The organism is uncultured Chryseobacterium sp., from assembly GCF_913776365.1.
Lineage (GTDB): Bacteria > Bacteroidota > Bacteroidia > Flavobacteriales > Weeksellaceae > Chryseobacterium.
Genome location: NZ_CAJYMO010000221.1, coordinates 1 through 15752 on the forward strand (window position 1 = coordinate 1; position 15752 = coordinate 15752).

Annotated in this window: 13 protein-coding genes and 2 tRNA genes; 9 read left to right on the plus strand and 6 right to left on the minus strand. The window is 42.0% G+C overall.

The features are described from left to right. Both QZ735_RS11375 and QZ735_RS11380 read right to left on the minus strand, forming a co-directional pair. Positions 1-185, minus strand: a 185-nt coding sequence (locus QZ735_RS11375) for a glutamate--tRNA ligase family protein (RefSeq protein WP_294248351.1), incomplete at its 3' end; no start/stop codon positions are given. A 105-nt stretch (positions 186-290) separates the two neighbouring features. Beyond that, positions 291-3158, minus strand: coding sequence for a hypothetical protein (locus QZ735_RS11380; protein ID WP_294248354.1), 2868 nt, complete (start codon positions 3156-3158; stop codon positions 291-293). 113 nt (positions 3159-3271) lie between these two features. On the opposite strand from QZ735_RS11380, the gene QZ735_RS11385 reads away from it, so the two are divergent. After that, positions 3272-4405: an alpha/beta hydrolase gene (locus QZ735_RS11385; RefSeq protein ID WP_294248357.1), complete on the plus strand. Its 1134-nt coding sequence runs from the start codon at positions 3272-3274 to the stop codon at positions 4403-4405. A gap of 395 nt (positions 4406-4800) precedes the next feature. Next, positions 4801-4953, plus strand: coding sequence for a hypothetical protein (locus tag QZ735_RS11390; protein ID WP_294248359.1), 153 nt, complete (start codon positions 4801-4803; stop codon positions 4951-4953). A gap of 3 nt (positions 4954-4956) precedes the next feature. On the opposite strand, the gene QZ735_RS11395 is transcribed toward QZ735_RS11390, so the two are convergent. Together QZ735_RS11395 and fbp are read right to left on the minus strand one after the other, a co-directional pair. Then, entirely contained in the window at positions 4957-5961 is a 1005-nt protein-coding gene (locus tag QZ735_RS11395) for an o-succinylbenzoate synthase (RefSeq protein ID WP_294248361.1), read from the minus strand. Next, on the minus strand, positions 5958-6977 hold the full coding sequence (gene fbp / locus QZ735_RS11400; protein ID WP_294248364.1) for a class 1 fructose-bisphosphatase: 1020 nt from the start codon (positions 6975-6977) through the stop codon (positions 5958-5960). Before fbp ends, QZ735_RS11395 begins: the two co-directional genes overlap by 4 nt. Before the next feature lie 317 nt (positions 6978-7294). Here fbp and QZ735_RS11405 point away from each other — a divergent pair, with 317 nt between their 5' ends. From QZ735_RS11405 to QZ735_RS11420, 4 genes are all read left to right on the plus strand, one after another. After that, positions 7295-8533, plus strand: coding sequence for an aspartate kinase (locus QZ735_RS11405; RefSeq protein ID WP_294248366.1), 1239 nt, complete (start codon positions 7295-7297; stop codon positions 8531-8533). Between the two features lie 22 nt (positions 8534-8555). Continuing rightward, positions 8556-10397 carry a lysophospholipid acyltransferase family protein gene (locus QZ735_RS11410; protein WP_294248371.1) on the plus strand — a complete coding sequence of 614 codons (1842 nt, stop codon included), beginning with the start codon at positions 8556-8558 and terminating at the stop codon, positions 10395-10397. A gap of 97 nt (positions 10398-10494) precedes the next feature. Then, a tRNA-Phe gene (locus QZ735_RS11415) sits at positions 10495-10567 on the plus strand. Positions 10568-10682: 115 nt separating this feature from the next. Then, positions 10683-10755: transfer RNA gene (locus QZ735_RS11420), tRNA-Phe, on the plus strand. Positions 10756-10794: 39 nt separating this feature from the next. Here QZ735_RS11420 and QZ735_RS11425 read toward each other — a convergent pair. Further along, entirely contained in the window at positions 10795-11607 is an 813-nt protein-coding gene (locus tag QZ735_RS11425; RefSeq protein ID WP_294248374.1) for a GLPGLI family protein, read from the minus strand. A gap of 454 nt (positions 11608-12061) precedes the next feature. Between QZ735_RS11425 and QZ735_RS11430 the strand changes: the two genes are divergently transcribed. Genes QZ735_RS11430 through QZ735_RS11440 form a run of 3 tightly spaced genes read left to right on the plus strand, consistent with a single transcriptional unit; the run spans position 12062 to position 14086 of the window. Further along, complete coding sequence (locus QZ735_RS11430) at positions 12062-13240, plus strand: thioredoxin fold domain-containing protein (protein ID WP_294248377.1); 1179 nt, start codon at positions 12062-12064, stop codon at positions 13238-13240. Positions 13241-13242: 2 nt separating this feature from the next. Then, positions 13243-13875 (plus strand): DUF3575 domain-containing protein, encoded by a 633-nt coding sequence (locus tag QZ735_RS11435; RefSeq protein ID WP_294248380.1) that lies wholly within the window; start codon positions 13243-13245, stop codon positions 13873-13875. A 4-nt stretch (positions 13876-13879) separates the two neighbouring features. Then, positions 13880-14086 (plus strand): hypothetical protein, encoded by a 207-nt coding sequence (locus QZ735_RS11440; protein ID WP_294248383.1) that lies wholly within the window; start codon positions 13880-13882, stop codon positions 14084-14086. Positions 14087-14463: 377 nt separating this feature from the next. Here QZ735_RS11440 and QZ735_RS11445 read toward each other — a convergent pair whose 3' ends face one another. After that, positions 14464-15675, minus strand: coding sequence for a DUF1343 domain-containing protein (locus QZ735_RS11445; RefSeq protein WP_294248386.1), 1212 nt, complete (start codon positions 15673-15675; stop codon positions 14464-14466). Between the last annotated feature and the right edge of the window lie 77 nt (positions 15676-15752).

The following is a 15752-nucleotide window of genomic DNA, read 5'->3' on the forward strand; positions in this document are numbered from 1 at the left end:
ACGGGAGCATTGTATTTTTCACCCAACCCGAAGTTGATGCAGATCGCTTTGGTATGACCTACATGAAGATAACCGTTAGGCTCAGGCGGAAAACGGAAACGGATCTGTTCCCTGTTGAGTCCGTTTGCCAAATCATCTTCGATAATTTGCTCAATAAAATTGAGTGATTTTTTTTCTTCTTCCATTGCAATTCGCTTTAAATACTGCTTTTGACAGCAATTTGCAAATTTAGTCAAAATTTTGGGTTTATAAAGAATTCCCTGCTGACAGATTTAGTACAGGAGACCGGTTTATTTTTTTTGCTGAAGCCCGTACTGAATTTTGCTGTAATTTCCTGTACTGCTAATCCATAATTCCAGCTGACCGGCAGGAATTGCTTTCGAAACATTTTTATAATTAAAATATCTGGCCTTTACTTCCAGCCCCTGTTGTCCCAATATATACTCAAGCCTTTCAGCCAGGCCCCGGTCTCCTTCATGAAAATATCTGATCTGATTAATTTCAAAAGAAGGAATATTTTCTATCCCTGCAGAACGTAGAACGTAATCGGGCTGATCCCTGTTTGCTTTTCCTGAATTAAGCATTGAATTTATATGGGTACTGATCTCGCTACTTAGCCTTTCCATTATGTTTTTATCCTGCTTTTGCGCGTAATGTATATATATGATTGAAGGTTTCGTACCTGCTTTCGCCTGAAGCGAAGCTGTATTCATTTTTTGCAGGGTGATTTTTTTGATAAGATTGAGAATGATTCCGGCACCGGCATTACCGGAACTGCCATAAGCAAACATTTTATTAATGGTTTTCGTACTGATAAGCCTTGTTGTGGCAAATTCACCGGAGTTAGGAATATTGACGGAAATGTCCTTATACGGTGCCGCCGTAGTTTCATCGTTATATTCCTGCACCTGCTGTTGCAAAGCACATAATGCGTCTGAAGCATGTTTAAAAGGCGTCTTATAGGTCTGATTAATCGTAAAAACAAGCATTGACTTATTTTCCATTGCCGATTTTTTCTTCTCTTTCTGATCTTCCAAGGATATGAAATTGATCATAATAAAACGGATGTTTCTGTTTGGGTAGAATGTTCTGACGTGCTTTTTCAGTCTCCTGTATACTTCCAGTGTAGTGGAAGTTCCAGTATTTTCGTAAAATCCTCCATCGGCAAGATATCCCGTACCGGGCACCAGATTATAGGTACTTAACATAGGGAATGCCTGACTTTGGGCTACGGCTGCAGACACAGGTATATAATATTGATTATATTTGTCTTCCCTGGCAAAGTTCCTCAGAATATCCTTTCCCCAGATGGCAGAGCCATCGGTCTTTACAGGGGAAAAAACTGCCTTTTCGCCTTCTTCAATAAAAGTGGTATTCAGGAAAAACAACGGATTGAGCTGGTCTGCCTGCCTGGCCTTTTTACTGTACCACAAATCCAGATAATTCTGATCGAAATAATTTTCTATTCTTATTCTTTCCTCAGAATTGGAAATCCTGCATGCGGCAATAAGTGCCTGTTTTTCTTCCTGCTGTAAAATATAATTACGGTCTATATTACGGTTCTGAATTTTTCCGGCAACTGGGTTTACAAGATAATCGGAAAACATTAATCCCAGAAAGTTACTGCTGAAATAGTTCTTGGTATAAATGTCAGCAACCAGTCTCTTTCTTTTTTCAAGCATACCCACTTTAAGACTGTCACCTGATATTTCATCATCCAGGAGGTTTCTTGTCTTGACTGCAAAATAAAAACTGGCACCGCTTGATGATCCTGAAACTGTAGAAATACTGAAAATACTTTTATAAAACTGTCGGTTGTTTATATCTACATTCAGCAGGCTTCCCAAAATCCAGCTTCCTGCTGTTGAACCGCCTCCCTGACCGGAAACAAGAAAAACATCTACCGGCTGATTACCGTTTGCACTATCTGTGGGATGATTTTTAGCCAGCCACAGATCAAAATACTGTTCCAGGGTATATCGTCTGTCGGCATTTCTGGTGATCACTTTGCTACTGCATTCAGGATCTTTAACAAGATAAATAATTTTATGAGGCTGGATCATAAAAATCAACCCTACCGCGAGCAGTACTATATAAAAGATGTATTTAAGAAGATTATATTTTCCTGTATTCTTCCCCTTATGCTGACCGGTTATCATGATTACCCTCGGAGTGGTATATATGAATTCAAATAATAAAATAAGAAGCGTTGAGCATACGGTTAAGACAACAACCGGGGAAATCCATATCAATTTAGATTGCAGGCTAAGAATACAGAAAAAGGATAATGTGATCGTACTAAGAATAATCGTTAAGAAATGGAGTTTTCTGCTGAAATGATACCGGGTATCGGTATCGGAAGGTTCATTTTCTTTATAGAGAATCAATAGGAAAGCGGAAATGATGCATACACCGTTATAGATGATTAAAAAAAACAAAAATATATTATAAAAATTATCCACATATTCGGTATATCCATTTTCGCCCGTATAGACGGTTTCCGATTTCAGTTCGAAAGGATCATGAAATATGGAAATCCTGTACAGAAAAATCAGCAGTGGTACTGCTGCAAATAACAGCATTAATATCATGAACATGCGTTTTATTTTCTTTCTGTGTGTATTTTGCTGTAAAAACCTGTTGATTATGCTAAACTTTTCACTTATGAAATAAAGAATATAAAAAAAGGGAATTATCAAGATAAAGAAAGTCCAGATGGGTGAAAAGGAAATAACTCCAAGCGATCTGATCAGGCAGGCGGCAAGTGTTACGGTGTATATTACCCAGGGTGCAATGGCAAGATATTTTACAGGGATCTGATCTCTTTTACCGTTATAGAGATCTTCAAAACCGGCATAATACATCCGGATCTCAGATTCCGGCACTTTGTATCCAAGGTAGATTCTGAAAAAACCGGCAGGAATAACCCACAAGGCAAGGAGCATCAGAAAAAAAGAAAAAGAGATCAGAAAAATATTGAAAAAATTTTCTTTCTCATATAATGAATAAATAAAATCGTTGGTGACGTCAGAGACAATATACAGTAGAAATACAAAGAAAACAGACAGAAAAATATAAATGCCGTTGCTTTTCACGGTTTCGATTAGCATCTCGATATTGCCGAGAAAGGACTTTAAATAATGTTTAAAAGTTTTCATAATCTTATTCCAAGTTGTTAGTTATCAGAAGTATTAAAATTAAATAAATTTTAATTATCAAAATATCACACAAAAGGAGTATATTTAAAGCCCTATTTTAAACTAATACCACCATGGCTGTTTACATCCTCAGCAACAGGAAAATCGTCCGGCACAAAGGGGAAAAGAAAGATTCTTTTTCTAACGATGAGTATTCCGTGCCCAACTTCAGGATTGCCAAATGTCATTTTCCGGATCATCAGGAACCTGTTGACACTGCCCGGAAAAAGAAAGACAATACCAACCGGAACATCCTTGATTATACCCTTTTCTCCGAACCCGAAAAGCAGGGCTACCAGGACGTGCTTGATGTACTCTACAGCGAAAAAGGACTGCGGCCTTCGTCCCTTACTGCCGATCATCTCGGCGGAACCCAGCGGATGTTCTATGAACTTTACCGAGAAATGTCTTCCGCGAAGGAAAGAAACGACGTGATGATCTTTATCCATGGCTATGCCTATGATTTCGATGATGAACTGAGAGCGATACTCGATCTTAAAAAGCTGTTCATTGACCGGACAGAATCTCCTGTCGGGCATATTTTATTCATCAGCTGGCCGGCATCCGGAAGTATCGTTCCGCTTACGTATTTTGATGACAAAGCTTCCAGCATCAATTCCGGGACTTCCCTGATGCGGCTCTTCTATTTTTACAGCCAGTTCCTTCAGGATATTTTTTCCAACCGCAACCTGAACCCGTGCCGCCAGCATATCCATATCGTCGCCCATTCCATGGGAAACCGTGTTCTCCAGAGCATGCTTTATAGCCTGAAAAATGAAAATATCCTCCGTGTCATCGACCAGGTGTTGCTTCTGAACCCGGACGTCAGCTACAAAGTATTCGAGGAATCCGAGGAATCCTTCAATAAACTTCCGCTGCTGGCCAACAGGATTTCGGTGTATGTCAACAGAAAAGATACCATACTGGGAATTTCGCAGTTTACCAAAAACATCCTTACGCCGAGGCTGGGAAAAAACGGACCCGTCAATACAGACCGGTTCAAAGAAGTCGTTTCCATCATAGACTGTACTTTCGCGGAAGATGATATTTTAAACAGTTTTAAATTTGATGTGGGAAATCACTGGGGTTACCTTTCCAGTTCGATGGTTCAGCATGATATTTTCCAGAACCTGTACGGAACAGACCGGAGCCTCATCAACGGCAGGACAAAAAACAGTGAAAATGTTTTTACGCTAACTGCACAATAATTAATATGTTATACGAAAATCCTGTACAAACTTGTGCAAACACCACAGGATGGCACAGAGATTGTAAAATTAATAGCCAATTAAACACTAATTTACGTTATGGAAAAAGTTAGAAATAAGTTTTCCTCTTTGTTGGAATACATTAAGAAAGCAATATTTGTAAAGGATGTAATTTAATCGTTCCAGGACATTTCAGCATATTCAGATTACCTTTATACATCAGCATACCCATTATTTCTTTTCGTCGAATTTATTTATCCGGCGGAACTTTAATTTTTTTATGCTCACCTTTATTTCACCCGATGTGGTTTTAATATAAGTTAATTTTGGTTTAAACACAAATACATCACAAAAAAGTGACTATATTTATAAAACCAATTCTTAATTAAACCACTATGAAAAATTTAAAAAAACTCGGTAAAAGTGAACTGAGAATGATCAAAGGCGGCGCAGCTCCTTTGGGATGCAACAACTGGAATCCCAGAGAAAGATGCTGCAGGGCATGGACAGCAGATTACCAGGATAACCCGACCTGCCCTGCTCCGTAACACCTAACTTTTAAAGTACAGCAATTCTCCTTTCAGATCAAGTGCTGAAGCGAAATTGTTTGTAAACAAAGATCCGGTTCCCAATCCCTGAGGCATCGGATTTTTTTTGGTGAAAGTATACTGGGCAATGGCATTCAGCCCTATGTTGCTTTCCAGTGCAGAAGTGATCCACCAGCCGGTTCCCAGCTGTTCTGCCAGCGCGATCCATTCATCACACCCTGCAAATCCTCCTGCCAAAGCCGGTTTAAGAATAATAAACTGCGGCCTCACCGTTTCCAGCAGCCTTTTCTTATCATCATATCCTGTCACGCCGATCAGCTCTTCATCCAGGGCAACAGGCGTCGGAGTGTCAGCACACAGGTCCGCCATCACTTCGGGATTTCCGGCTTTTACCGGCTGTTCTATGGAATGGATCTGCAGATCTGCCAGCTGCTGCAATACGGTTTTTGCTTCGCCGGCAGTAAAACCTCCGTTTGCATCTACACGGAGTTCCAGCCTGTCCACCGAAAATTTTTGCCTGAGTTTTTTAAGAATTTCGTATTCGGATTCCCAGTTTACACCGATTTTCAGTTTGATGCAATGAAATCCTGTGTCCAGCTTTTCCCGGATCTGTTCTTCCATGAAGGCAATGTCACCCATCCAGATCAGGCCGTTGATGGTGATGGATTCTTTTCCTTCCGTGAATGCACTGGGAAAATAGAGGTTGCCACCGTATTTCAGGTTCAGCACCGCCTGTTCATATCCGAACCAGAGCGAAGGAAATTCTGTCAGTTCCTGTTTTACGACATCCGGATCAAGATGAATGTGATCACACAGCCACTGCAGTTTCCGCTCGTAATCCGGGCGGTCATCATGGCTCAATCCGCGGAAAACGGCGCATTCCCCTATTCCTTTTTTCCCGCTGTCATCCAGTTCCAGGATGAAGGTTTCTTTTTCATGCAGAACGCCGCGGGAGGTTCCTCCCGGGCGTTTAAATTCCAGCAGATGCCTGAAGTAGGTTGCTCTCATTCCTTTACACTATCAATGCGCATGAATTCTTCGGCCTTTTCCACCATGTTTACGCTTCCGCAGAAAAAAGGAATCCTCTGGTGCAGCTCGGTAGGTTCAATTTCCAGGATCCTCCTGAAACCGTCTGATGCTTTTCCGCCGGCCTGTTCTGCCAGGAAGGCCATCGGATTGCACTCGTACAGGAGCCTCAGTTTTCCATTCGGTGCCTGCGAATAGGAAGGATAGATATAAATTCCTCCCTTCAGCATGTTCCTGTGGAAATCAGCTACCAGCGAACCGATGTACCTTGAGGTATAAGGCCTGTCGCCTTCTTCCATCTGGCAGTATTTGAGGTAATTTTTTACGCCCTGAGGGAATTTGATATAGTTTCCTTCATTGATGGAATAAATCTTCCCGGTCTGTGGGAATTTCATATTCGGATGGGAAAGGTAATAGGTACCGAGGGAAGGATCTAATGTAAATCCGTTAACGCCGTGCCCGGTAGTGTACACAATCATGGTGGATGAACCGTAGACAACATACCCGGCCGCGATCTGATTCACTCCTTTCTGCAGGAAATCCTCGAGCTGCACAGGTGTTCCCGGCTCGGTTACCCTTCTGAAGATGGAGAAGATGGTTCCTACCGATACATTCACATCGATATTGGAAGAACCGTCCAGCGGGTCAATAAGTACCACATACTTGCTCAGGTGGCCGTTTTCACCGCATTTAATGTCGATAAAATCATCATTTTCTTCGGAAGCGATCCCGCATACGACCTCTCGCTGAGACAGTGCGGTAATAAAAATTTCATTGGCAATGACATCCAGTTTCTGCTGTTCTTCACCCTGGATATTTTCATTTCCGGCCTGCCCGATGATATCGGCGATCCCGGCTTTGTTCACTTCCCTGTTTACCACTTTAGAAGCAAGCCTTATGGCACTCAGAAGGCGGGAAAACTCCCCGGTGGAATATTGAAAATCCTCCTGCTTATCAATAAGAAATTCTCCTAACGTCTGTAATGGCTTATCTGACATATTTTTATTTTTACGATTTGCTCAAATTTCGTAAAATTTATTGCATTTAAAAAAAATTCTTTACAAAACACATGAACACCTGTTTATCAACCCTATACAACCCTAATTCCATCTTAATTCACAGACCTTATCATAAAAACCCACACCCGATTCGGGAGGCTGTAAGGGTATAATGACGGCAGGCATACCTATTTTAATGAAATCTTAAGCTGATCCCATCTGTATGCTATTTCATATCTCGCCGTAAATTTATAATTTTGTCCCCCGTAAAATATTCCCCACAAATTTTATCTAACAATTTTATTATTAAGAATTTAATGAAAATTTTCAAGTTTTGTGGAGCATCGTTAAAGGATTCTGAAAGTGTAAAGAATGTATCCATGGTTCTGCAAAGCCAAGGATTCTCGAAATGCCTGCTGGTGATTTCAGCAATGGGCAAGACAACTAATGAACTGGAAGAAGTGGTAGCGCTTTATTTCAAGAAAGACCATTATCAAACTGAGATAGAAAAGATAAAACGGAAACATATGGAAATCGCAGAGGGACTTTTTCCTGAAGGGCATGCGGTTTTCGCGGAAATCAGCTTATTCTTTGACGATATCGATTCTTTCCTGAGACGGAATAAATCCCCGAATTACAGCTTTGTGTACGACCAGGTGGTTAGCTGCGGGGAAATGATCTCTACCAAGATCGTTAGCGAATACCTGAACGAAATCCAGTTCACCAACCAGTGGCTGGATGCCCGGGATTATGTAAAAACCGATAATTCCTACCGGGAAGGCATGGTAGACTGGGCTAAAACAGAGGAGTTCATTTCTACGCTGAACAGGGAAATCTGTTATGTCACCCAGGGCTTTATCGGCTCGGACGACAATAACTTTACCGTTACCCTGGGAAGAGAAGGTTCCGACTACTCTGCCGCTATTTTTGCCTATTGCCTTAATGCTGATGCCATGACGATATGGAAAGATGTGCCGGGGGTGATGACGGGCGATCCGAGAAAATTCAAGGATGTCACGCTTCTTTCCTATATTTCTTATGAAGAAGCCATTGAGATGGCTTATTACGGAGCCAGCGTAATCCACCCGAAGACGCTTCAGCCGCTTCAGCAGAAAAACATTCCTTTTTATGTAAAATCTTTCGTTGATCCTACCCAGGAAGGAACAAAGGTGGGCGCTTCTGAGAAAAACCAGAGCGAGGAATCTTACATCCTGAAAGAAAACCAGACCCTTCTGAAAATTTCCACCCGGGATTTTTCCTTTATTGCAGAAGACCATATGAGTCTGATTTTCGGCTACCTTTCCAAATATAAAATCAAAGTTTCCCTGATGCAGAACTCGGCCATCTCACTGGCCCTGTGCCTGGAAGACAAATTCGGTACGGCAGATGAACTTAATGAGGAGCTTCAGAAGTCTTTCCGGACGGAAATGGTAAAAAACGTATCTTTATTCACGGTAAGGAATGCAAAAATGGAAAACATAGATCAATTTTACCGGGAAAAAAGTGTATTATTGGAGCAGATTTCGAAGAATACACTTCAAATGGTAACACAATAAAACTAATTGCGACTAAACACACATGAGTTTAATTTCGAAAAACGATTTAATCAAAGCTTCCGGCTTGAATAAAATAGGATTTCTAAAGAATCCTGTAGCTTCTGCTGTCATGAGCATTGCCAAGATAAACGAAGTCAATAAACTGTATGACAAACTCAAAGATAAGGAAGGTAAAGACTTTTTCGACTCATTTGTGAGGGAACGCAACCTTAGCTATATCGCCTTTGAAGAAGACCTTGCCAAGATTCCAAAAACCGGGCCATTTATCCTGGTTTCAAATCACCCGCTGGGTGCTATCGACGGAATCCTGATGTGCAAGGTCCTTTCTGAAGTCCGTCCCGATTTCAAGGTAATGGGAAATTTCCTGCTGGAAAAGATCAAACCGATGGAACCCTATGTTATCGCCGTCAACCCTTTTGAGAAAAGGAAAGAAGCATACAGCAGCGCTTCCGGCATGAGAGGGACTTTGAAACACCTTCAGGAAGGCGGGTGCGTAGGCATTTTCCCTGCGGGCGAGGTGTCCAACAAAAACAATCCCTACGGGGAAATTTTGGATAAAGAATGGGAAAAACCGGCACTTAAGCTGATTAAGATGGCAAAAGTGCCGGTGGTTCCTATGTATTTTCACGCTAAAAACAGCCGCATGTTCTACCAGGTAGCCAAACTGCATCCCAATCTCCAGACGCTGATGCTTCCTGCCGAAATGATGAACGAAAGGGAAAAGCCGATCAGGATCCGGATCGGAAAACCGATTTCGGTGAAGGCTATGGATGATATGGAGACAACGGAAGAACTGGGTGAATTTCTCAAGCGGAAGGTGTACATGATGAAATCCTATTATGAGAAAAGGAAATCCCTGGCACAGAGCATCAATCTGAAAAACCTGTCGCTGAAATTCCCTTTGCTGAAGGAAGAAAACATTGTTCAGAACATCATAGACGAAACCCCGAAAGAAGACATCCTCACCGACATCAATAAACTGAAAGGTACCGACAAGATGTTTTTCAGCAATGGAAACTATGAAGTCTATTTTACTTCATACGAGGAAATCCCTTCCATTATGCGGGAAATCGGACGTCAGCGTGAGCTTACGTTCCGGGCAGTGGGTGAAGGGAGCAACCTGCCTTTTGACCTTGATGAATATGACAAGCATTATCACCACCTCTTCCTCTGGGACAATGCTGCCGAAAAACTGGTAGGCGCTTACCGGATGGCACTGGGAAAAGAGGTGATGAAGAAATTCGGGATCAGGGGGTTTTATACAAGCTCGCTATTCGAATTCGAACAGGACATCCATCCTTTCTTCAAAAAAGTCATCGAAATGGGCCGTGCCTATATCTGCCAGGAATACCAGCAGAAGCCGCTTCCCCTGTTTCTCTTATGGCGGGGAATTGTACACGTCTGCCTCCGGAACCCGGACCATAAGTTTCTGATGGGCGGGGTAAGCATCTCCAATAAATTTTCAGAGTTCTCAAAATCCCTGATGATCGAGTTTATGCGTTCCAATTATTATGATTCTGCCGTTGCACAGTATATTACGCCGAGAAACGATTATAAAGTGAAGCTCCGCGACCGCGACAAGCACCTGTTTTTCGAGGAAATGGAGTCTGATCTCAACAAGCTGGATAAGATCATTGATGACCTGGAGCCGGAACTGAGGCTGCCGGTCCTGATTAAAAAATACATCAAGCAGAATGCACGGGTGATCGCATTTAACGTAGACCCGAACTTCAATGATGCCATTGACGGACTGATGTACATCCGCATCAGCGATCTGCCTGAAAGCACCATTAAACCGGTACTGGAAGAGATGAGCGAGCAGATCCGGCGAGAGCAGGAAAATAATCCGGCTGAAAATCAGTAGGTTTTCGCTTTTATTAAAAAAAGTACCGTTAATACTTGCTTCATATAATAAAACTTAGTACTTTTGCATCACTTTAAAACAACGAAGTACAAGAAACGGTTTCTTAGCTCAGTTGGTAGAGCAATGGATTGAAAATCCATGTGTCCCTGGTTCGATTCCTGGAGAAACCACTTGGAAAACCACCTGTCAAAAGGTGGTTTTCTTTTCAAAGTTTTAAATTAAATTGCTTAACTTGATTCTTATTATTAGTTTTGCACCACTTCAGAAATGAAGTACAACACAAACGGTTTCTTAGCTCAGTTGGTAGAGCAATGGATTGAAAATCCATGTGTCCCTGGTTCGATTCCTGGAGAAACCACGAAAACCATCTCATTTATCCGGGATGGTTTTTTTGTTTTCACTTTTCCCTGTATTCATTTTTGTATTTCAATTCAATAGGATTATTATCTTGGCGGATCATTTTTTGGGTTTTCCTTGTCAGTTCATTGAGATCCATTGCCTTTTTTCCACCATGCCCGTCACTGGTATAGACAGGTAACATGTTCCTTAATTTAAGGTCAGCGTACGGATCGCTGTAATACTGCATCATCAGTTTTCTAAAATCAGAGAAATTCATCTCCAGTCCTTTTTTCCGCATAAATAAGTTTCCGGAAGTATTTTTGGTGGCGATCAGCATGAACTCGTAATCCCGGCCGGCATCGGTTGCCTTTACAATGAGTCCGGGAAGGCCATGGAAAATATAAGGTCCATCTGAAACAGGAATTTCTTCAGTAAACCACACCGTCCATTTTCTGCCGCCGTAATCCATTACCGCTTTCCTGGCATCAAAGCCACTTATTTTTTTCTTTTCAGGCATTACCTGCCAATTTTGCACTTCTTCTATGTTTACATCATAAAAATCATTGAATCTGGTCCTGAAATGCCTGCTTGTTTTTCCGCTGACGGCATCTTTCGTTACATAGACCTGCCTTTCGATATGCTGATCGGCACCTATGCCAAATCCGGATACTTTAGACAGGGAATCAGATCTTCTTTCATCTTCAGTTCTGAATACCGAGACGTTCCCACTGATGTCCAAAACCATTCTTTTCGAAATCATACTGTCTTTATGAATATCGGGACGATATTTCATCTCATAGATAAATGCCTGTTTCTGGGCTGAAAAAGAAATGGCAAAACAGATACAGAAAATAAAAATCGTGGTCTTCATGATACAAAAGAATTTGTTTACAGGGCTTTCATTATAAATTCCCAATCACCGTTTGTAGCCCATATCATAAATATCCGGCATCATGGCATGGATTACTGCCATTATTCTGAATGAGGATATTATTCTGCATAAACCTCCGGAGAATACATAGACATCCTGTGCGTAAAGTTCCGGGCTTTATCTTTCCAATTTTTAAGTCGTACTTACATTTTCTGAAATTTTTATGATTTTCCTAGATCCGGTAAAACAAAAATACAAACAAAATAAATTCAAATGGTATCTGCTTTTGCTAAATGGAAATGCATGATAACAATCACACGTAAATCTGCCAATGAACTGAAGACATTTGTATTTATATTCTCGGTCTGTCTGCATCTCCTGTTAATCTCAACAGAAATCACTTCTCGTTATCTGAAAAATAAGTATCTTCGTCTTTTAATTTTTATCTGAAAAAATGAAGAAGTTTATCTCCGGATTGTTTTTATTTTCTGCGGTGGCTGCATTTTCACAGGAAGCGATCCAGTTTCAGGAAATTCCATTCAAAGATCTTATGGCAAAAGCCAAAAAAGAGAACAAAATTGTTTTTATCGATGCCTATGCTTCATGGTGCGGCCCATGCAAGATGATGGAAAGAAATGTGTTTACGCAGAAATCCGTTGGAGATTATTACAACTCGAATTTCATCAATGCCCATTTTGATATGGAAAAAGGGGAAGGAAGGGACATTGCCTCCAAATACGGCGTCCGTTCCTATCCTACTTACCTGTTCCTTAACGGAGACGGTGAACTGGTATCCCAGAACTACGGGTATATGGAAGCCGGAATGTTTCTTGCCATGGCCCAGGATGTCAATTCGCCGAACAACAAAAAAGGTTCGCTGAAAGACCGTTTTGCAGCCGGCGAAAAAGACCCTGAATTCCTGATCAATATTATGAAGCTGAATTCTTCCTCTGACTTCAACTTTGCCAAAGCGGCTTCCGAACGGTATTTCGGGAACAAAAAAAATACGGAAAAGCTCAACAAAGACGATGTGGGCCTGCTGTTGTTTTTCCTGAAATCCACGGAAGATAAAAACTACAAAACTTTTACGGACAGAAAAGCGGAGATCATTACATTCCTTCCGGAAGAAACCTATAAGGAATTTGACAACCAGATCAAGCTGGGCAGCATTGTGGAACAGTCCATCGATCATAAAAATAAAAAAATCAATGACGCCTATTTCATGAAAACCGCTGAGCCGCTGGTAGGAAAACATGATGCGGAAGTAAAACTCAACCAGACCAAGCTGAGTTATTATGAGCAGAATGCCAATTTCCCGGAATATGAAAAGGCTGCGCTGGAATATTACAGAAATACGGAAGCTTTTGAGCCCAATGAACTCCTGAAAGCGGCCTGGATCTTTTCAGAACAGATCAAAACCCCTTCGTCCCTTAAAAAAGCGGCAGAATGGGCAGAAAAATCCGTAATGCGGGGAGAAACTTCAGAAAACACCTATATCCTGGCCCGCCTGTATTTTCTGACAGGCAAGAAAGATACGGCGAAAACCTATGCCGAAATGTCAAAAAATATTGCTGTCCAGACCCAGAAGGATTCTGCATTGGCAGATAAGCTTTTACAAGAAATACAGAAATAACGATGCCCGGAATTAAATATATTACAGGACTTCTTACCCTTTCATTGCTGGGAACCTTCCATGCACAGGAACAGGAAAAGAGCGGGGAAACAAGCGTCTATATCAAAGGAAATGCACTGCTGACTCCCATAGGTATTGTGAATGCAGGCCTGGAACACCAGATCAGCGAAAAATTCACCGTACAGGGTGATATCCTTATTTCCCCATGGAAATCCTTTGCCGGACATGAGCTTCAGTATTATTCGGTTTCCGTGGAAGGAAGGTATTATTTCAAAGAAGCTTTCCGGCACTGGTATATCGGAGCCAATATTGCAGGTTCGCGTTTCAATGTACAGAAATGGAACTATTGGAAAGACACAATTATTGTTGATGAAGAAACCGGCATTGCGCGCAAAACTTCCGATATGTATCAGAGAGGATACTCGGTTATCTTCGGTGTTACCGGAGGCTATCAGTTCAATATTTCGGATCGCTGGAACATTGATGTTTATGCTGCTGTTGGTACCTCCCAGGATTTTTATAAAGGATACGACCGTTCGAGAGGCGACCGTTACGACGGCGCAACCGGATATAACAAAAGCGGTGAGATTCTACCCTACAGAGGCGGCGTCATGATTTCCTATAAACTAAAATAAATCGATGAAACTATTCGGAAAAAACCACCTCATTATCTCCCTGATTACCTTTGTGATTCTTTTTCTCATGAATTACATTGGCAACAGCCAGCCTGACAGAGTGGAGACGGCCCTGATGATTGCCGGAGCAGGCGTTATCGGGCTTTCGCTGGGACTGCTGATCATGAACAGAGGCAAGAACGACAAAAATCCGCCGCCGGATTTCGATTGATTGGAGAAGCACCGTTAAGCCGTATGTATTTTGCACAGCACATTTAGAAAATGGGCTGAAGCCCATTTCTATTGAATGTAAAGTCTCAATCCGCTTTGGATATGATGTGATTAATCGGCTTGAGCTGAAATCTATTGAGTCATATGTATCTTACATGCACGCATAGGTTTGCGCTGAAACATTTTTACAACCGATCCTTTTGGAAATGGGATGAAGCCCGTTTCTGATAATATAAGAGTTGTCTGCCCGGAACAGACGCTGGAACCAACTTTCCGGTTCTTTTGCTCACATTTACTGTTAAGTAATTTAATAATACGTTATTTAAATTTCAAATTCTGATTTTAAATAGCACAAAGCTGATGGCCATCAGCCACTTATCAGTCTTCATACATCACATATTTTGTCCTGATTTTTTCAAAATTTTTCAATGCCGGTTTCCAGGAAGCCCTGATGTCTGAGGCTGACGTTCCGGAGATCAGTTGTTTTCTCAGCTCATCGGTTCCGGCGAGGGTATCGAACCAGAAATTCTTTCCGGCAGCAGGCTTCAGGAAGAAATCCAGTTCCGGATTTTTATAATGGCTGTAGGCTTTGATCAGCCATTCAGGATTCAGTTCCCTCAATTCTGCCGGAAGGTCCGAAAGATTTTCCCCGTAGCAGGTCTTTCCGTTCAGAAACGGATCTTTTGCCCCGGAACTGGGCTTTGGGATGAACTGGTACGGCAGTCCTTTGATCCAGGGTGAGCCGTATACCTGAAACGGCAGACCGGTTCCGCGCCCTACTGAAACCTGTGTCCCTTCAAAAAAGCATAAGCTGGGATAGAGGTTGACGGATATATCATTCGGAAGGTTCGGGGAAGGCTTTTCCATCATCGGATACCGCTGTTTCTTATGGTAATTTTTCATTGGGATCACCGTGTATTTCGCCTGTCCGCCATTTTTCAGCCATTTTTCCCCGTTTACCATTTTCCCGTATTCACCGATGGTGAGACCATACACCACAGGGACTTCATGCATGCCTACAAAGCTTGTCCATTTCTTCTGCAGAACCGGCCCGTCTGTATAGCCGTCATGGGGGTTGGGACGGTCGAGGACCATAATTTCCACTTTATTTTCGGCTCCCGCTTCCATCAGATAGGTGAGCGTGGAGATAAAAGTATAGAACCGTACCCCAACGTCCTGGATATCAAACACCACAATATCAATGCCTTTCAGCTGGTCGGGTGTCGGCTTCTTATTGTTGCCATACAGGGAAACAATCGGAATTCCGGTTTTTGCATCGGCACCGTTTTTCACTTTTTCACCGGCATCCGCTTCTCCCCGGAAGCCGTGTTCCGGTGCGAAGATAGATTTTATCTTAATGCCGTTTTTCACCAGGAAATCCACCAGGTGGGTCCTGTCGCTCATCAGCCCGGTCTGGTTGGTGACCACGCCTATGGTTTTTCCTTTCAGGAGAGGCAGATAAAGTTCAGGCTGGTCGGCTCCGGTTCTGAAGCCGGAAGTCTTTTGGGACTGGGAATGATATTGGTTGAATACTCCTAAAAAAATTAGGCAAATAAGAAGTAAATTTTTAATTTTGAAATCTAAATTCATAAGTTTGAAATTTCCTTTATATTTCTCCAGAAAGATAGCGTTTTCCAAAGATAACAAAAATAACCTTTCCCGGGTGA